Source organism: Photobacterium arenosum (genome assembly GCF_014841115.1).
In the GTDB taxonomy this organism is placed as follows: domain Bacteria; phylum Pseudomonadota; class Gammaproteobacteria; order Enterobacterales; family Vibrionaceae; genus Photobacterium; species Photobacterium arenosum.
This window is the reverse complement of the sequence record NZ_JACYTP010000008.1, coordinates 176,789-194,877: the sequence shown is the minus strand read 5'-3', so window position 1 is coordinate 194,877 and position 18,089 is coordinate 176,789. Positions and strand designations below refer to the sequence as shown.

General features: G+C 48.6%; 16 protein-coding genes. 7 read left to right on the top strand and 9 right to left on the bottom strand.

The window, feature by feature from the left end:
• Nucleotides 1-35: 35 nt before the first annotated feature.
• Nucleotides 36-944, bottom strand: coding sequence for a LysR family transcriptional regulator (locus tag IFO68_RS13815; protein WP_225445230.1), 909 nt, complete (start codon nt 942-944; stop codon nt 36-38).
• A gap of 85 nt (nt 945-1,029) precedes the next feature.
• Here IFO68_RS13815 and IFO68_RS13810 point away from each other — a divergent pair, with 85 nt between their 5' ends.
• Nucleotides 1,030-2,406: an MATE family efflux transporter gene (locus IFO68_RS13810; protein WP_336510277.1), complete on the top strand. Its 1,377-nt coding sequence runs from the start codon at nt 1,030-1,032 to the stop codon at nt 2,404-2,406.
• 934 nt (nt 2,407-3,340) lie between these two features.
• Here IFO68_RS13810 and cspE read toward each other — a convergent pair.
• Nucleotides 3,341-3,553 (bottom strand): transcription antiterminator/RNA stability regulator CspE, encoded by a 213-nt coding sequence (cspE, locus tag IFO68_RS13805; protein ID WP_027250907.1) that lies wholly within the window; start codon nt 3,551-3,553, stop codon nt 3,341-3,343.
• Nucleotides 3,554-3,843: 290 nt separating this feature from the next.
• A complete protein-coding gene (locus tag IFO68_RS13800) occupies nt 3,844-5,109 on the bottom strand; it encodes an MFS transporter (RefSeq protein ID WP_192016436.1) in 1,266 nt (421 codons plus the stop codon).
• A gap of 102 nt (nt 5,110-5,211) precedes the next feature.
• Between IFO68_RS13800 and IFO68_RS13795 the strand changes: the two genes are divergently transcribed.
• Nucleotides 5,212-6,126, top strand: a complete 915-nt coding sequence (locus IFO68_RS13795) for a LysR family transcriptional regulator (protein ID WP_192016435.1) — start codon at nt 5,212-5,214, stop codon at nt 6,124-6,126.
• A 143-nt stretch (nt 6,127-6,269) separates the two neighbouring features.
• Here the strand turns inward: IFO68_RS13795 and IFO68_RS13790 are convergent, their stop codons facing one another.
• A complete protein-coding gene (locus IFO68_RS13790; protein WP_192016434.1) occupies nt 6,270-7,190 on the bottom strand; it encodes a LysR substrate-binding domain-containing protein in 921 nt (306 codons plus the stop codon).
• Nucleotides 7,191-7,317: 127 nt separating this feature from the next.
• Here IFO68_RS13790 and IFO68_RS13785 point away from each other — a divergent pair, with 127 nt between their 5' ends.
• The gene (locus tag IFO68_RS13785; RefSeq protein WP_192016433.1) at nt 7,318-8,232 is read left to right on the top strand and encodes a DMT family transporter; all 915 of its coding nucleotides are present in this window, start codon (nt 7,318-7,320) and stop codon (nt 8,230-8,232) included.
• 85 nt (nt 8,233-8,317) lie between these two features.
• Here the strand turns inward: IFO68_RS13785 and IFO68_RS13780 are convergent, their stop codons facing one another.
• The 4 genes from IFO68_RS13780 to IFO68_RS13765 all read right to left on the bottom strand — a co-directional run bounded on the left by IFO68_RS13780 (nt 8,318) and on the right by IFO68_RS13765 (nt 11,048).
• Nucleotides 8,318-8,800 carry a VOC family protein gene (locus tag IFO68_RS13780; protein WP_192016432.1) on the bottom strand — a complete coding sequence of 161 codons (483 nt, stop codon included), beginning with the start codon at nt 8,798-8,800 and terminating at the stop codon, nt 8,318-8,320.
• Between the two features lie 100 nt (nt 8,801-8,900).
• Nucleotides 8,901-9,644 (bottom strand): metallophosphoesterase family protein, encoded by a 744-nt coding sequence (locus IFO68_RS13775; protein ID WP_192016431.1) that lies wholly within the window; start codon nt 9,642-9,644, stop codon nt 8,901-8,903.
• A 290-nt stretch (nt 9,645-9,934) separates the two neighbouring features.
• Nucleotides 9,935-10,591, bottom strand: a complete 657-nt coding sequence (locus IFO68_RS13770) for a DsbA family oxidoreductase (protein ID WP_192016430.1) — start codon at nt 10,589-10,591, stop codon at nt 9,935-9,937.
• Nucleotides 10,592-10,679: 88 nt separating this feature from the next.
• Complete coding sequence (locus tag IFO68_RS13765; RefSeq protein WP_225445229.1) at nt 10,680-11,048, bottom strand: hypothetical protein; 369 nt, start codon at nt 11,046-11,048, stop codon at nt 10,680-10,682.
• 239 nt (nt 11,049-11,287) lie between these two features.
• Between IFO68_RS13765 and murQ the strand changes: the two genes are divergently transcribed.
• Entirely contained in the window at nt 11,288-12,196 is a 909-nt protein-coding gene (gene murQ, locus IFO68_RS13760) for an N-acetylmuramic acid 6-phosphate etherase (RefSeq protein ID WP_192016429.1), read from the top strand.
• Nucleotides 12,197-12,207: 11 nt separating this feature from the next.
• On the opposite strand, the gene IFO68_RS13755 is transcribed toward murQ, so the two are convergent.
• The gene (locus tag IFO68_RS13755) at nt 12,208-13,089 is read right to left on the bottom strand and encodes an AraC family transcriptional regulator (protein ID WP_192016428.1); all 882 of its coding nucleotides are present in this window, start codon (nt 13,087-13,089) and stop codon (nt 12,208-12,210) included.
• A gap of 170 nt (nt 13,090-13,259) precedes the next feature.
• Here IFO68_RS13755 and IFO68_RS13750 point away from each other — a divergent pair, with 170 nt between their 5' ends.
• The 3 genes from IFO68_RS13750 (at nt 13,260) to IFO68_RS13740 (ending at nt 18,089) form a co-directional block, all read left to right on the top strand.
• Complete coding sequence (locus tag IFO68_RS13750; protein ID WP_192016463.1) at nt 13,260-14,411, top strand: iron-containing alcohol dehydrogenase; 1,152 nt, start codon at nt 13,260-13,262, stop codon at nt 14,409-14,411.
• 314 nt (nt 14,412-14,725) lie between these two features.
• On the top strand, nt 14,726-15,514 hold the full coding sequence (locus IFO68_RS13745; protein ID WP_192016427.1) for a TetR/AcrR family transcriptional regulator: 789 nt from the start codon (nt 14,726-14,728) through the stop codon (nt 15,512-15,514).
• Between the two features lie 220 nt (nt 15,515-15,734).
• Nucleotides 15,735-18,089, top strand: coding sequence for an efflux RND transporter permease subunit (locus IFO68_RS13740; RefSeq protein ID WP_225445228.1), 2,355 nt, complete (start codon nt 15,735-15,737; stop codon nt 18,087-18,089).

Here is an 18,089-nt window from a genome sequence, read left to right as displayed (position 1 = left end):
TGACGCAGATAAAACACAAAAACAGCGCCCCCAAGTTAAGACAATCTTCCCGTATCAGAGTGATTCTCAGTAAATAACTGTTGTGCCTCTGCGATTAGCCATTTCAGAACTGTATTCCAGCCCGCATCTCTTCGCTTAATGGCGCACAGCATGAAATCGCGCTGATAAGGCAGGTTTTCCGTCGATAGGGTTTTCACTTCGTACCAGTCTGCGGTTGCCACATGCTCAGGAACGAATGCCCAGCCAACACCATGCATCACCAAAGACGATATCAGGTAAAAGCTATCCACGTGCCAGTAGCTGGGCGACAGCGGTTTGCCCAGCGCATTGCCCATGCGATCCCGGATAACCAGCTGTCTGTGCTCAATGAGCTGGCTTTCGGTTGGGGCAGCAAGCAACGCCAGCGGATGTTTATCCGATACAATCAAAGCTTGCCCACTGCGGCCAATCGCGAAACGCTCCAGTGAATCCGATAACACATGATCCTGTAAAACAAAGCCCATGTCCGCCTTGCCACCATCAACCCAGCTGGCGATATCTTCCAGGGAGCCATTTAACAGTGTCACACTCAGGTGTGGATAATGATCCGCCAGCCTGGCATAAAGCACTTCAAAATTTTCAAGTGGCACCGCTTCATCCATAGCAATGGTGAGCTGAACCGGATTAGCAGAAGAGACAGACAATACCCTCGACTGAAGCCGCTGACATTGCGTTAAGACTGACATCGCATCATTTAGCACTTCCCTGCCTTCTGCAGTAAGCGTTGGAAATTTTCCGCTACGGTCAAACAATAAAAAGCCCAGATCGGCTTCCAGATTGGCAATTGCAGTGCTTATGCGAGATTGCGCCTTGCCCAACTTTCGTGCTGCGGACGTAAATGATCCCGTTTGCGCAGCCGTAACAAAGGCGTCCAGTTGATCAAGATTCCAGCTGATAGGTGACATTACCCACTCCAACCCATACGAAAAGCGGATGGTAACTAACTTTTTACCATCTTAATTTGATAAGAGAATACATAGTAATACAGATATGCTTCACAGAGAGATAAAAATGGAAGCGATTAATCAAACAGAATCAATCGGCAAAACTTTTCGTCGATTCACCATTCCAGCCGTCATGGCCATGCTGGTCAATGGACTATATCAGATAGTTGACGGGGTATTTGTCGGGCACTTTTTAGGGCAAGACGGCCTGTCGGCAATCAATATTGCCTGGCCAATTATCAGTATTTTCATGGGTGTCGGGCTGATGATTGGCATGGGGACAGGCAGTCTGGTTTCTACGTTCAGAGGAATGCGCGAATCGGCTAAAGCGCGTAAAGCTTTGGGAAATGGACTGGCACTGGTGATATTCATTGGCCTTGGATGTTCAGCAATATTATATGTCTTTGGCGGGCAATTGATGACTTTGCAAGGCGCAACAGGCCAAATCCTCAGCTATGCCGTTAGCTACTTACAGATCTTTATCGGATTCTCAGTCATAGCCGTTGGCGCCAGTGCCGCGCCCTTTCTGATACGAAACGATGATTCACCTAAGGTGGCAACGGGTCTCATGGTTGCTGGTGCTATTATCAATATTGTGCTCGATTATATATTCATCGGAATACTGGGCTGGGGACTGGAAGGCGCTGCCATTGCCACTGTAACAGCTCAGAGCGTTGTCGTCTTATTAACATTGGTGTATTTCTGCAGCCGCTTCTCAACACTGAGGTTATCACTTGCTGATCTGAAACCGGATGGCAAGAAAATGACTGATACACTGACACTGGGTTCATCGTGTCTGGTGATGTATCTGTACACTGGCTTGATGGTGGCAATTCATAATCGATTATTTATGGAATATGGTTCTGCTGTAAGCGTTGCTGCCTACGCCATTGTAGGTTACCTGATGACACTTTATTACCTGCTAGCGGAAGGTATCGCTGAAGGAATGCAGCCACCTGTGAGCTATTTCCACGGTCAAAACGCCCACGATAAAGTGAGAAAAACTGTTTTGCTGGCTTGCAAAGCAACCATTATTGTAGGCGTTAGCTGGATTACTTTACTCAATTTGTTTCCGGAATTTATGATCAGCTGGTTCAACAGCAGTAACGTTACGCTCGTGCAAGAAGCGAGTCATGGTATCACTCTGCACCTTTTCAGCCTATTTCTGGATGGGTTGATTATTATCGGCTCTGTGTATTTTATGTCTGTTGGTCAGGGCGGCATGGCATTGACGATTTCTCTCAGCAATATGCTGGTACAATTGCCTTTCCTCTGGCTATTACCAAAGTGGTTTGGAGAAAATGGTGTTTGGCTGGCAATGCCCGTCTCTAACATTTTTCTGGCTGTGTTGGTTCTTGGTGCAATGTGGCAGTCACTGTCACAAGCTCCGATACAACAAACAAGAAACACCGCTGCAGCTTAAAAACAAGCGGTAATTCCTAACGGGTAATCATTCAGGTTGCCCGTTGTCTCTCGTAATAAGGGGATCGTTATTCCGTAGAACTGTCGGCGGCAGACATATATAAGGCAAATCAGTGATGTTTTGAAGACAATACGGAATATAGGTTTGAGCCACCCTGTCTGCTAACACATAATCTCATTCAGCGTTTTAGCTAACACCACGTGCCTTAACTAACATCACGCATAGTTAGTTATATAACGATAGCAGCATAAGGGGCTTTCTGATTATTGCCTGTCCGGCATAGCAGGGATGAACACAGGTGAAGTAAAGTCAGAGGGAGTGACTCAATCATCGCTCACTGCATGGCTTGGCGGCGGTAGCCATGAAATGAATGATTGCGGGAGTTATGACGAAAAAACGCTGAAATGACCAATCACTTGGTTTTCACTGTTTAGAATATTTCCCGAGTGAGACCTTTCACAGTAGGAAAAATCTATATCTCTGCGGGCAATATTACCCTGAAGGTGTACATGTCGGAGCAGAACATCATCATTTAACTGATGTATACGTGAACTCCAGGATTTGTCTTCTTTATAAAGCGTAAAATTAACTATCACTTAATGGCTACCCTCTTATTTGCGGATGTATTTTTAGTACGACTTTGATGAAACCAAAATCGATGACGACCAATTGAACGAGACATAATATCTCCTTATTTTTCTTTCAAATAAGCAAAATTATTACGTATAAAACGCAATCTGAAACTTGCTTATGATAAATATGCTAATGGAATTTATTTGCAGTTTGATGACAAAGCAAATGCTGGTGTTTGATGGTGTGTTACGAAGGCGTTTGGAAGCTTACAGCTGACGTGCTTTTAAGGCAGGAGAGGCATAATTTTCGTTGTAAATACATTGGCGTAAAAGGCAAAACACCTTTTACGCCAATGAAAAAATTACAGCGCTACTACGTTAGCAGCTTGAGGGCCTTTAGCGCCCTGCTCTACGTCAAAAGACACTTTCTGACCTTCAGCCAGAGTTTTGAAGCCTTCTGAAGCGATTGCACGGAAGTGAACGAATACGTCAGCACCACCGTTGTCTTGAGTAATAAAACCGAAACCTTTCTCTTCGTTAAACCACTTAACCAGACCAGTTGATTTGTTAGACATAATTTGTCCCTTTTATATAGATGAATTCAAAATATTTACCGCATTCATGCGATGCGCTGAGAGCCTAAATTATTGAATGTCACAATGAAGCTAAGGGAAACACTGAGGATAACGACAGTTACGAAGAAATTCTGAGGTTTTACTTTGACTTGAAGTTGCATTAATTAATCTGAGCGACAGAGCAAGACGAATCATACGCTACTCTCCCCCTTTGTAAAGGTTTATTTGAGATTGATCTAAAAATAATATCGCTGACCGCCTGAAAACCCCATCTTCCGCACATTCTTTCTTCAATTAGGCGAATCCGTCTCATTACCCAGGGCTTGTCTGTCTCTGCCTGCCATCGCCTGCCAGATGCTCAAAACGCACGCCGATAGCGTCATAATCAATGCGCTCACCTGCCAGGCTACCGGCACAGAAAATGTTTGGGTCAGCCATGACAGCAAACCGCCTGCCATCACCCCACCGAGATTCAGACTCAGTGACAGTAGAGAAACAGACGCACTCCGGTGCGACGAGCCGACATACCGATGTAACTCTGCCGCTATGACAGGGCGAGACAGAAACACAGCGGAAATAAACACCCAATTCGCCAGTAAAAAGCCCCAGGGATTACTTACTAACGACATGGCAATCAGCGCCATCGCTGCGCACACTGCATAAACCGGCAAAATTGCTACAGCTGAAAAAGAGGCAGCAGTAGGGTCCAGCAACCTGCCAAGCAGCGCTGCGAGTAAATAGTTTGAGGCCACTATAAATCCAACCCATTCAAGCATGCTGTTCCCACCCTCAAGCATGGCGAACACGGGTTGCCAGTACACACTGTGGTTAGCCAGAGCATATCCCATCAGCATTTGCCAGGCGAGAAGCAGGATCAATACCGGATTTGCCATGAAATACGTGAGTAAGTTACTGCCCATCGACAACAGTGATTCATGATTGTGATCTTGTCGTGACCGCGCATTTTCGCCTTCATGAAAAGTCAGAAAGCTGATCCCCAGGGCTGCGAGGTGGATTGCCATGCCCAGTATTAACGCCACCTTATAAGGGTTACCATTAAGATATGTCTGGCTGAACGTATATGGCACCTGAGCGGGTAATAGTCCACCTATTGCAGCACCAATACCCAAACCTGATAACAGCCACAGATTCGCACGTGACAGTGCTGCTTTGATATTCGTATGGCACCCTTCTTTATAGCGCTGGTTAACGTACCATGCTTCTAAACACCCCGAACCCAAAGCGCGCCCGATGCCGCCGATTGCCGATGCTAAAATCACAGTCGTAATACTCGGAGCCAACACCAACAGGACAACATTCAGCATATCAAAGCCTTTCGCCAACCGATAAACGGCCAGATGTCCAAATCGGTCAGCCAGAAAACCACTCGGCACTTCCAACACAACCATGACGATAAAAAAGGCGGCAAAGAACCAGCCCAATTGCTGAAGTGTCATGCCCTCTGCAAGGCAGTACAAACCAGAAACCGCCATGAACACGCCTGCTGCACTGATATCCAGCGCCAGATGAAAAGCATATCGAGTATCAAGATTCACTTTGCTTACCTATAGTTATGTCAGGAAAGCCAGTGTAATTTGCCTTCACTTTCAGTGATAATTCATAAAAGCGGATTTATTTATAGATAAACAACTATGAACATGGATAAGTCATTTGCCTTGTTGCACTACTTTCAGGCAGTAGCGGAATACAACAGTTTTTCCCGTGCGGCCAATAAGATGAACATTTCGCAGTCCACCATCAGCGCCCAAGTTAAGAAGCTTGAGTCGCAGCTCGGATGTGAGCTGTTTATTCGAGAGAACAAACATCACTTTAAGTTAAGCCGTGAAGGCATGAAGCTGCTGGCAGAGTGCCAGACCAGCCTGAACGGGTTGCGTCACTGCATGATGTCACTCAGCCAGACAGAGACTATGGCAGGTTCCATTAACCTGGCCTGTTCCGTCGCACTGGGCAATCAGGTGGTGCTGCCTGTGATCGAACAGCTCATGGAAACTTACCCGCAGCTGGTTATCAACCTGATAGAGACCAGTCTTGAAAAAGCGTTCTTTGACGACGATTTGGATATCGCCCTGAATTTCTCTCCGCCCGAACCGGCCTTTTATTACCAGAGGGTGGCTGATATCGATAAAGTGATTGTGGCCAGCCATGCATACCTGGAACGTTACGGTACGCCTGCCTCTTTCTCAGATCTCTGTGAGCACCGCTTGCTGATTCAGGCTAAGGGGAAATTAGACTGGCCGAACATCTATGCTCAGCAAAGTAAATTTTCCCTGCCTGAGCGCAGCCAGTATTTTGATAACAACCTGACCAAACAGCATGCCGCCGAAAGAGGTATGGGCATTGCCGTGTTACCCACCTATCTGTATTCGCCCAACAGCCAGTTAGTGCCGGTGTTACCGCAATACGCACTGCGGCTTAGTGAGTCTCTCTACATCATGTGCAGCAAAAAAAAGGTCAGGCAGCCGGGCATGGTCGAACTGATCGTCGAAATCGCCGAATTAATCCGGCAGCAGCTTTACGATGCCACTCATGGCGGCGTCTGCTTTCACAAGTGATCTGTTAACTCCCTCTTCGTGATGGAGAGGGAGTTAATAACGGTTTGATACCCGATGCTAACCGACAATAGACGCTATTGTTTTTCAGCGCTGGTTTGACAATGACAGCCACTCACTGTAACGCCCTGACGCTGAATCTGGCCTCAGCTTTGGCTTCCACGTCTGTCCAGCTCATCACACTGCTGTTTAAGCCAGCGACCCAGAGTGATAATGGCGGTTTGCTTAGCGCGTGATTTTTTATACACAAAATAAAAACTGTCACCGGTCGGCAACTCATGCATAGGAATCCGCACGAAATGCTGCTGCCTGTCGATGTCATTCATCAGGTAGTCATTGAGAAAAGTGATGCCCTGATCATAGCGGGCCGCTTCTGCCGCCAGCAACATATGGCTGAACAACTGAAATCTCGCCTGTTCAGGCAGCTCAAAACCGCCCAGCATACACCAGCGGTGCCAGTCTTCGCCGTGTTTGGCATCTTTAAAAATAGAACGAGTGGTCAGCAACGGATGCTCCCACAGGGCGTCCGGCAACGGTTTGTCCCGCATTTGCAGCCAAAGCTTATGGCTGCACACCGGATAGAGCTGCTCATGATACAGCAGCTCTGAAATGAAATTACTACGCTTGGGTGGCGAAACAGTAATAAAGCAATCTGCCAGTTCGTCACTGAAATTCGGGTCGTTACTCACCATGTTTAACGTGAGCTCTATTTCAGGGTGCAGCTGACGCAGATTTTCAAGCCGTGGGATCAGCCATTTCACTGCCAGTGAGCTGTAAAGTGCCAGGCGAATCTTGCCACCTTCGCCTTCCCGGATCTGCTGGCTGGCTTCAGAAATATCAGCCAGAGCATGGCTGATCTGCTCGTAATACTTTTCACCAACGGGTGTCAGAGACAACTGACGTCCCTGACGCTGGAACAGTTCTTCACCCAAATAATCTTCTAAAAGACGCACCTGGTGGCTGACGGCACTTTGCGTCACACTCAGAAATTCCGCCGCACGGGAAAAACTGTTCAGGCGGGCGACAGCCTCAAAGTAATGAACAGCACGAAGTGGTGGCAGCTTCATTATCTAAAAAACTCATACCAAAAAAATTTATATCATTATACTTCATCACTACCGCTGGTTTATGCTTTGGATCACAGTTTGTTGTCTCGTTGACATTTCATTAACCCCAAAAAAGAAGGAGCAGCCCATGCCTCAAATGTCTGTCGGTTTAGCCATGATATTGCTGATTGTTGGCAACTTAATTGCTGTGTGCTCCGATGCCATGATTAAATCATTGGGTGATGAAACGGCTATTTTCCAGTTTGTTTTTTTCCGCCAGTTAACCGCCGTCGCTATTCTGGCACCCTTCTGTATTGGCACCAAAAAAGCCGATTTTTTTGCCGGATTTAAGTGGCATGCTCTGCGCGGACACATTTGGTTGCTGGGTATGGTATTTATGATCATCTCAATTACCAGCCTGCCACTGGCCACTGCGAATGCCATCTTCTATGCCGCCCCGCTGATCATGCTGCCTATGGCCATGATGCTGTTTCAGGAAAAGCTTACCAAATATTCTGTCGGCGTGGCGGTAATTGGTTTCATTGGTGTGCTGGTGATTATCCGCCCGACTGAAATCAACTGGGCAGCCATTGCGGCTCTGATTGTTGCGTTTACGCTGGCCTGGAACAACCTGTTGGTACGTAAGCTGCCAAAACACCAGACTGTTGCGCAAACCCTGATGCTGACCAACCTGGCAGGTATGCCGGCAGCGCTGGGCCTGGCTATTTGGGAAGGACAGCCCTGGGACTGGTCGCCGTTGCTGACAGCGGCCGGCTCCAGCACGTTCATTATGATTTATGCCGGCACCTGTGTACTGGCTTACCGCTCGGCGGAATCGAACAAGATTGCGAGCGCCGAATACAGCGGACTGATTGGCGCTGTGATCATCGGCATGCTGTGGTTCGACGAAGTACCTGACTTGCCAATGATTCTTGGCACTATGATGATCATCGCCCCCCTGATCTGGCTGGCACAAAAAGAAAAGCGAGCAAAAAAAGCCGCGGCTCTCAAACCCATAGAAGCGGCTGTCGCTACAGATGCTGCAGAAGAAACCAAAGCCTGACGATTAACTATCCCTTGCGCGACAGAACGGGAGCTCCTGCCCGCCTGTCGCTTTTTTTGTGATTCACTCTTTTTGACCCGACCTTCTACTTACCATTGAACGCTCGTTCCAGCGCGACTATCTCCAGTTTTGTCATGGTCAGGAAGCACTGCGTTAGCCGAGCCAGCTTATCGGGATCATGGCTTCGCATCATCACATCCATCGATCTCGGCACAATCTGCCATGACAAACCGAATTTATCCTTAAGCCAGCCACACTGCCCTTCCTCACCACCATCCTGAGATAAAGCCGTCCAGTAACGATCGATTTCTGCCTGATCGTCACAATGAATAACAAAAGAGACCGACTCATTAAACGTGAAAAAAGGCCCGGCACTGATCGCTGTGAATGGCTGTCCGAACAATTCAAAGTTCACCACATCAACACTGCCTGAAGGGGTATCATCAATCTTGGTGACATTAACAATTCTGGAATGATCAAAGAGCTGAGTATAAAACTCGGCGGCTTCAACCGCTTCTTTATCAAACCACAAGTGAGGAGAGATTTTCGCCTGCTGAAACGATGCCATAGAACCTCCGGGAAACTGGACAGGAACACAAAGAAAAACGGCATACTGTATCAACCAAGTGTAGATGAAGAAGCAGCGTTATGAGCTGACTCTCACTGAGTTAACATCTGCCTGTCATCAGGTACTGTGCCCAGTCTTCGCGACCATTGGCCGTTGCTGCCTGCACAGCCGCTTTTACATCATAATCAACGCGATGAAAGGCCGTTTCCCAGTGGTGGTCTTGCCGCGTTAACACAGCATACGACGCTTGCGGTGTGTGATTTTGCATCGAATGAGGCGACGGCAATTCATCGGCGTAAGCCTGAAGGCCCACGCTGCCGGGATTAATCACCGTCTGTCCCGTCGAGATCCGGACACAACGGGGAATATGGGTATGACCACAAAGAATAATAGGAGAATGGATGTGTTTGAGATGCGCGGCTATCTCGGCATCTGCTTTGACCTGCGGATGACCCGAACTGATCTCTTCCAGCAGATACACCAGATCATCGTCCGGCGTGCCATGACAGGCATAGATTTCATCGGATATCCGGGCATCGAATGGCAGTTGCTGCATCCAGTCCAACGGGGCCTGGCCTAAGTCGTTGAGGATAAATTGCAGCGTGGGATTGGCAGCCACTTCTGCAGCCGTCGACTGGTAAATTTGTCGATCCTGATTACCTGAAATGGTCAGCATCTCTTGCTGTTGCAAAAAATCGAAGGTAGCACGAGGGGCTATCGGGCCGTATAAAATGTCACCCAGATTCACCAGCCGGGTCACTCCCTTACTGGCCGCATCCGCGACCACAGCTTCCAGCGCAAAGACATTACTGTGAATGTCCGACAACACCGCATATTTTTCCAACTCACACTCCTTGTGATAATCCAAATGATTCTATGCTCACCGCTGACTTTTTCCTAATCAACAATGTCCTTATTGCACACCACTTTGCACAGTATAAAAAACGTAGCCAAACAAGGCCGCGAATATGACGACTGTCAGAATCAGTTTTAGCCAAAACCCTTTCATCCGTTCTCCTTTCAGATTGCACAGTGATCAGAACTCACCTACGGCCCAACAGCGTTCAGACCCGCATGCAACATTGACCAATTGATCATGGATTATGCGGGTCGGTAACATTGCCGGACTAATTTTTAGGCCACCTCAGCTAAAAGCGTGTCGATAACCTGCTTCAATGTCTCTGTATCCTGTGCACCAGAAAGCAGATATTTTTCATGAAAGACAAACGCAGGCACAGCTGTGATCCCCTGCCCGGTCCAGGTTTGCTCTTCAGCTCTCACGGCTTCGGCAAAGTTGCCCTGTTTCAGCACCAGCTCGGCTTCATTACGATCCAGGCCTGCGGCGTCAGCAGCATCCAACAGCACAGGCAAAGCACTCGGATCATCCTGCTCTGTGAAATAAGCCTCAAAAAGCGCCAGTTTCAGCTCTGTCTGACGGCCGTAGCTCGCGGCCCAGTGCAACAGCTGATGGGCTTTGAACGTATTGTAGATACGGGAGAGTGGGGTGAAATGGAACCGAATACCGGATTCTTCACCTAAAGCAATGATCCTGGCTCGGTTCTGCTCACTTTGTTCGGGTGTGATCTGATACTTCTCGGCCAGATGCTCACTCAGCAACTGGCCATCTGCCTGCATGGCCGGATTCAGTTCGAAAGGATGCCAGCGCACAGTAAACTGCACCTGATCTTTATAGGCCGCCATGGCCTGCTCCAGCCGTTTGTAACCAATGTAGCACCAGGGACAGACGACATCAGATACGATATCAATGGTTAAGTGGGTATGCGTTGGCATGCATTTCGTCTCTTAGTTCAGGTGGGCTGATAGTGGTTAGCGTGACGTAAAAAATCAACCCATAATCCCTAAAAATGAGATCTTAAAATTAGGGTTCAGCTAACACGGAGGTATCCCAAAGGACATAAATGGACTTGTCGCTCATTTCAAAAATCATCCCTTTTGCGCCCAATCCGTTTCTTCTGTAAACAGGCTGATTACGATCATCGCGGTATTGCCCCGGCTCCCCCCGCATCGGATAAAAATCGTAATAGACGCCATCTGCTCTGTCTATGGTGATATAGCCATGATGCTGAGACAGCACGCATAAGTAACGGCCTGAGGGTTTATCTGCACCTCTGGGGTATATATCGCAGCGGGCATCAACAATGTCGGCCTGAACAGGCAAGCTGTAGCCAGCCCACAGCATAGCAAGAAGAAAAAGAGCAACAGAGCATTTCCACAATAAACTGACCATACTTGCCTCCGCGACGAACCCAATTCCACGAAGTCAGTGTCGGTATGAGTGTAGCACGCTGATTCAGACAGTCAGGCCGTTGATCAGCTGCGACATCGTCTGAATTCGATGATTTGCCTGTTTATCGCGTTTTTGAATCAGGACAGGCAAGAAGAGACCGCTAAGATGGCGCCCGTTTGCTACGCCATATGTTATTCCCTACAATTCTCATCAGATAACGAACCCTAAGGTCATCCCTGATGAAAATTGATTTAAACACGCTGATCACTGAAAGCCGCAACCCTGCCAGCCAGACGATAGATACCCTGTCGACCGTCGACATGCTCAAGGTCATCAATGACGAAGATAAGCAAGTGGCGCTGGCTGTTGAACGCACCTTGCCGCAAGTGGCTCAAGCTGTTGATGCTATCGCGATTGCTTTTCAGCAAGGTGGCCGCTTAATTTACTCAGGCGCAGGGACATCAGGCCGCTTAGGCATTCTGGATGCCAGTGAATGCCCGCCCACTTATGGCAGTGACCCGTCTCAGGTTATCGGCTTGATTGCAGGTGGGCGGGAAGCGATTTTCCGTGCCGTAGAAAATGCTGAAGACAACACCGATCTGGGTGCAGAAGACCTGAAAGCCCTGAACTTTTCTGACAAAGATGTGTTAGTCGGCATTGCTGCCAGTGGCCGTACCCCTTATGTAATCGGTGCCATGACATACGCCAAATCGATCGGTGCGACCGTCGCCAGCATCAGCTGCAACCCCAACAGCGCCATGACTCAATTAGCAGATATTGCCATGACGCCCATAGTCGGACCCGAAGTGGTGACCGGCTCTTCCCGCATGAAAGCCGGTACTGCGCAAAAAATGATCCTCAATATGCTGACAACAGGTGCCATGATACGTACCGGCAAAGTGTACGGGAACCTGATGGTAGACGTTGAAGCAACCAATGCAAAGCTGGTCGAGCGCCAGAAAAACATTGTCACCGCGGCAACCGGTGCAACACGCGAACAAGCCGAATCTGCACTGACAGCCTGTGGCGGCCACTGCAAAACCGCCATTGTGATGATTTTGACCGGTTCAACGGCTGAAGAAGCGCGTGTGCTGCTAAACAACTCGCAGGGATTTACCCGGCAAGCTGTCCAACAGGCAGGTCAGTAAGCGCACACCACTTACCCCGCCTTACTGGGCGGCAGTCCAAAATAGCGTTTAAACTCCCGGCTGAACTGTGCGGCGCTTTCATATCCCACTTTGCTTGCTGCTACGCTGGCTGATACGCCATCCTGTACCATGAGTTGCTTGGCGTTATTGAGCCGGATTTTTTTAATGTATTGCAACGGCGGATCCGTGACGACTTGCTTAAAAGCACGGTGAAAGGCAGAAGTGCTCATGCCTGCCATGTCAGCCAGATCATCCACCGCCAGCTTATCCGCATAGTGCAGCTGGACATGCTCTATCACACCTGACACGCGGGCCAACGCACTGTCTTGCTTCACATACTGGGCAAGCAGGGATCGCTGATGACTTTGCAGCAGGCGGTAAAAAAACTCTCTGAGTATCTGCGGCCCCAGTAATTTTGCATCAATAGGGGTATGCAGAACCGATAATAATCGCTGCATACAATCATTAATCTCAGGTGTGACAGGCGAGGCGGCCACGCCTTTGTGCTGCTGCTGAGAGGCGAAATAATCGGCTCCCAGATCCGCTTCCATATCATCGACCAGCTGACGAATAACGCTGTGGTCGAATCCGATATCAATACCGATCAGCGGCGCCTCTTCCGACGCAAAGGTTTCACAGGCAATAGGGTACGGTGCTGACACAATCAGGCAATGTTCAGTGTCGTACTCAAATCGATAATCATTCAGGTGGCCAATTTTGTTGCCCTGAAAAATAACAACCACGCCTTTCTGATACATCTGCGGAGTAACATGATGATATTGGGTAATTTTAAACAGGCTGACACCTTTTAGTGCCGTATTTACCTTACCTTGGCCGCTCTCCAATCCCAGTTGGCAGCATAAGGAAGTGGCCAGTTCCAGGGTAGTATTCATAATCGGAACTCAATTGTTCAAGATGGCTTAGTGTTGATGAATAACCGTACGAATAAAAGTGTAAAGCAGAATCAGGCAAGAATTAAGCAGAATCGTGTATTACAGCGAGGCATGTTGTCACCTACACTTTGCAGCACACTATATCTTACAGGCAAACCTGGAGAGCAATGATGAACCCATTTAGCTATCACAACCCTACCCGCATTCATTTTGGTGAAGGTCAGATTGCTGCAATCACCAACGAAATTCCTAAAAGCAGCAAAGTACTGGTGCTGTACGGCGGTGGCTCTATCAAAGCTAACGGTGTCTACGATCAGGTTGCTAAGGCGCTGAGTGAACACCAATGGACTGAGTTCGCTGGCATTGAGCCAAACCCGCAATACGACACGCTGATGAAAGCGGTCGACACAGTCAAAACTGAAGGCATCGACTACCTGCTGGCAGTCGGTGGGGGTTCAGTCGCTGACGGCACCAAATTTGTAGCGGCAGCAGCCTGCTATGAAGGCGCAGACCCGTGGGATATGTGGGCTAAAGGGCTAAAAGTGGATAATGCTCTGCCTATTGGCTGCATTCTGACACTGCCAGCAACGGGCTCCGAAAGCAATAAAGCCTCTGTGGTGTCACGCGGTAACGACAAGATTGGCTTCATGTCATCTAAAATCCAGCCTGCTTTCGCCGTCTTGGATCCGGCAACCACTCTGAGCCTGTCTCCTCGCCAGATCAGTAACGGTGTGGTTGACGCGTACATCCATGTGATGGAGCAATATCTGACTTTTCCGGTGAATGCCAAAGTGCAGGATCGGTTCGCTGAAGGTTTGCTGTTAACCCTGATTGAAGAAGGCCCGAAAGCGCTGACTAATCCTAAAGATCTGGCAGTTCGTGCCAATATTATGTGGTCAGCCACGCAAGCACTGAACGGACTCATTGGTGTCGGTGTCCCGCAAGACTGGGCTACGCACATGATAGGTCACGAACTCACTGGCAACTACGGCATTGATCATGCGCGCACTCTGAGTATCGTGCTTCCCGCCGTGATGAAAGAGCGACGTCAGGAAAAAGAAGCCAAACTGCTGCAATATGCAGAACGTATTTTCGGTATCGCTGAAGGTAACGATGACGAGCGTATCTATGCCGCCATTGCCAAAACAGAAGCTTTCTTCAAAGCCATGCAGGTGCCAACCCGCTTAAAAGATGTCGAACTGGATGAAAGCGATATTCGCGTGCTGCTCAGCGGTCTGGAAAAGCACGGCATGACAGCATTAGGCGAACACGGCAAAATCGGTCTTGCCGACAGTGAAGCCATACTCCGCACTGCGCTTTAATCGCTTTGATTTCGGCAAACACACTTAAACCGCCAGCTCTGGCGGTTTTTTATTACCTGCCACAACCACTGTTTATCGGGACAGAACAAATAATTCTCAGCACCGGTATTGATCTCTGCGCATAAGTAGCTATTATGACGATAAGTCAACTTTGACTAATCGTCATTTTTGTAGTGATTTACCCTTGTCGTATTCGTGTTAAACTGATTACAGGGTGCTTGCTTCTTGTAAAGCAGAAACTTACAGGAGCACCAGCATCTCACAGAAGGAGTTGCAATATATTCACGCAACTGACAACTTAAAAGTCGGAAGTTATGTTCGGGTTGAACTGTAATAAAGAAAGATGTGCCCTCTTCTCTGGAGAGCGAGCACCCAAGACCAAGAAACAGCAAGCGATTGCAGAACGCGATCACGAGCTGATCATGCTTGCCAAAGATCTGGTTAACAAGGAAGGTTTTGCTAACCTGACCATGGATAAGCTGGCGTCGATCAGTCCTTACTCTAAAGGAACGGTGTATAACCATTTCTGCAGTAAAGAAGACGTCATAGTGGCATTATGCAGCCATGCCATAAAGGTTGAAATGACCCTGTTCAACCGGGTGTTAGATATGGAAGGCAGCAGCCGGGATATTCTGATGGGTGTCCACGTTGCGTACCATATATTTGCCCGACTCGAACCCATACTATCGACGTGTCTGCTGACTGCGAAAACCCCCTGGGTTATCGATAAAGCATCCAATGCACGCGTGGAAATGTTGAATCAACTTGAGGAGCAAATGATTGATAATGCTGATGCAATCGTCAATCGTGCTCTGAAAGAAGGCAGTCTGGCTATGTCTGCGGCCGTCAGTACCGATGCGGTGGTTTTTGCAAACTGGTCGCTGGCATTGGGATCGAATGCGTTGATTGCTAATGCTACCAATAGTCGCTGTATACATCGCCTGCAGGATCCGTTCACCATTCTGAATAACATCAATATGTTATTAGATGGAATGAACTGGAAACCACTGTCCAGCGAAAGGGATTACAAAAGGCTGTGGAAACACATTGAACAGACCTTTTTTGCGGAAGAGATCGATCTTCTGTCGCAACTGGGTCGTTAGTTGCTGTAATAACCCGCTTTCATGCGGGTTATTTTCAGACCATAGTTGACGATTTGTCATAATTTGATTTTTCTGCAGCGAACACTGGAGAGTGTTAACGCTGCTAAGTAGCTGAATAATTAAAATTCGCTATGAGTAAGTAACTTATTCTTGCCCGGCCAGCATATATGCTGGCTTTAAAGCACCAAGTATTGACGAAACGTCACTCATGGAGATTGTGATGAAAGACAGTATCTACGCTTTACCGATCAAACGTGCTTATATCGTCCTGGCGATAATGACGGCACTGCTGATCGCCGCGACTATCGGCGCCAAAAACCTCTATTTCCGCGGAGATTACAACATCTTCTTCGACGGAAATAACCCCCAGCTGCAAGCCTTTAACACTATCCAGAACACATTCAGTAAAACAGACAACATCAGCTTTGTTGTTGCGCCCAAAAACGGCAATGTCTTTACACCCGACACCTTGTCTCTTATCCGGGAGCTGACCAACGACAGCTGGCAGATTCCCTTTTCCAGCCGCGTCGACTCGTTAGCAAACTATCAGCACACAGAGGCGATTGAAGATGATCTGCTGGTCGAAGATTTGCTGTTAGACGAGTACCCGCTTGATGCGCCGCGTATCGCGAAAGTGAAATCAGTCGCCTTACAAGAACCTTTGCTCCGTGATTCACTTATCTCATCCAGCGGTGATGTTGCTGTAGTGAACATCACTTTACAAATGCCTAAAGTTGACGAAACGACAGAAATCACCACCGTTACTGATTATTCCCAAACCTTGCTGGCGAAATACCGGGCCGAATTTCCTGAGGTTGATTTCTATCAGGCTGGTATTGTCGCGATGAACCGTACTTTCATGGACATGGCCATGAAAGACAGCAGCACACTGGTACCGACCATGCTGCTGATTGTGCTGGTTTTTCTGGTATTAATGCTACGCACTGTGACCGGTGTTCTTGCAACTCTAATTGTGATTATCGGTTCTGTGGCGTCCACTATGGGCCTGTCCGGCTGGGCAGGCATGTTCCTCAGCACAGCCACAGTTAATGTGCCAACCCTGGTGCTCACACTCGCCGTTGCTGACTGCGTTCATGTTATTGCCACTATGCGGCAAGGCATGCAGCGGGGCATGCTTAAAAACGAAGCCATCGGCTACAGCATCAAACTCAATGCGATGCCGGTACTGATTACCTCGGTAACAACGGCGCTTGGCTTTTTGATGATGAATGCCTCTGATTCCCCGATCCTGCGTGATTTGGGTAACCTGGCCGCTCTGGGGATAATGATCGCCTGCTTCCTGTCGGTTTCTCTGCTGCCAGCGTTACTGACTGTACTACCTTTGCGTGCCCCGGCCGTGAAGCCGGCTGGCCAGCACAGCTGGACCGATAAATTAGGCAATCTTGTGGTTAATCATCGCAAAATCATCCTGCCTTTATCGGTGATCGTTCTGACCGGCGCTACCCTGCTTCTGCCCCGTAATGTGGTCAACGATGAGCCAGTCAAATACTTCGCCACAGACAGCCAATTCCGTCAGGCGGCCGATTTCATGGCTGAAAATATCAGTGGAATGACCACCATCAGCATTGCTATTGACTCAGGTCAACCTCAGGGGATTGCTGATCCTGGCTTCCTGAACATTCTGAATCAGTTTACCAACTGGTTGCGTGAACAACCTGAGACCGACCATGTCGCCAGCCTGAGTGATGTTTACAAACGCCTGAACAAAAACATGCATGGTGATGATGAAAGCTGGTATCGCCTGCCGAACGACAGAGAACTGGCCGCACAATATCTGTTGCTGTATGAAATGTCTTTGCCATACGGCCTGGACCTTAACAACCAGCTCAACGTAGATAAATCATCCGTGAAACTGACGCTGACCACCAAAAATGTCGGCAGTAAAGAACTGGTAGCCCTGGAAGCCCGTATTAATGACTGGTTTGATGCTAATGCGCCGGGTTACGCCATTATGGCGTCCAGCCCGAACCTGATGTTCGCCCATATTGGCGAAACCAACATGGCCAGTATGTTATCGACACTACCGGTTACGCTGGTGCTGATCTCCGCACTGATGATTTTCGCTCTGCGTTCACTGCGACTGGGTGTGATCAGTCTTATTCCCAACATCGCCCCGGCGATTCTCGGATTCGGACTCTGGTCACTCTGGTCCGGTGAAATCAACCTTGGGTTGTCTGTGGTGGTCACTCTCACACTCGGTATCGTTGTCGATGACGCCGTACATTTCCTCAGCAAGTATCAAATCGCACGCAAAGAAGGCCGAAATGCCGAAGAAGCCGTTCGTTATGCCTTCAGCACTGTTGGCCGCGCGTTATGGATCACAACCGTCGTACTGGTTGCCGGCTTCTCTGTACTGGCCAGCTCCAGTTTCCGTCTGAACAGTGACATGGGCCAGCTCAGTGCCCTGATCATTTTCATTGCCCTGGTGGTGGACTTCTTGCTGCTGCCCTGCATGTTGATGCTCTTTGACCGTAAGCCGGTGGAACAGGCTGACACCGAGACAGCCAGACCGGATAGCAAGAACCCAATTAACCAGAAACCATTGGCCCAATAA

Coding starts and splice junctions, on each gene's coding strand:
- cspE (WP_027250907.1), bottom strand. CDS start 3,553: ATGTCTAACAAATCAACTGGTCTGGTTAAGTGGTTTAACGAAGAGAAA.
- IFO68_RS13780 (WP_192016432.1), bottom strand. CDS start 8,800: ATGGCATCGTTTCAGCAGGCGAAAATCTCTCCTCACTTGTGGTTTGAT.
- IFO68_RS13810 (WP_336510277.1), top strand. CDS start 1,030: ATGCTTCACAGAGAGATAAAAATGGAAGCGATTAATCAAACAGAATCA.
- IFO68_RS13765 (WP_225445229.1), bottom strand. CDS start 11,048: ATGGTCAGTTTATTGTGGAAATGCTCTGTTGCTCTTTTTCTTCTTGCT.
- IFO68_RS13740 (WP_225445228.1), top strand. CDS start 15,735: ATGAAAGACAGTATCTACGCTTTACCGATCAAACGTGCTTATATCGTC.
- IFO68_RS13815 (WP_225445230.1), bottom strand. CDS start 944: ATGTCACCTATCAGCTGGAATCTTGATCAACTGGACGCCTTTGTTACG.
- IFO68_RS13750 (WP_192016463.1), top strand. CDS start 13,260: ATGAACCCATTTAGCTATCACAACCCTACCCGCATTCATTTTGGTGAA.
- murQ (WP_192016429.1), top strand. CDS start 11,288: ATGAAAATTGATTTAAACACGCTGATCACTGAAAGCCGCAACCCTGCC.
- IFO68_RS13755 (WP_192016428.1), bottom strand. CDS start 13,089: ATGAATACTACCCTGGAACTGGCCACTTCCTTATGCTGCCAACTGGGA.
- IFO68_RS13790 (WP_192016434.1), bottom strand. CDS start 7,190: ATGAAGCTGCCACCACTTCGTGCTGTTCATTACTTTGAGGCTGTCGCC.
- IFO68_RS13785 (WP_192016433.1), top strand. CDS start 7,318: ATGCCTCAAATGTCTGTCGGTTTAGCCATGATATTGCTGATTGTTGGC.
- IFO68_RS13745 (WP_192016427.1), top strand. CDS start 14,726: ATGTTCGGGTTGAACTGTAATAAAGAAAGATGTGCCCTCTTCTCTGGA.
- IFO68_RS13770 (WP_192016430.1), bottom strand. CDS start 10,591: ATGCCAACGCATACCCACTTAACCATTGATATCGTATCTGATGTCGTC.
- IFO68_RS13795 (WP_192016435.1), top strand. CDS start 5,212: ATGGATAAGTCATTTGCCTTGTTGCACTACTTTCAGGCAGTAGCGGAA.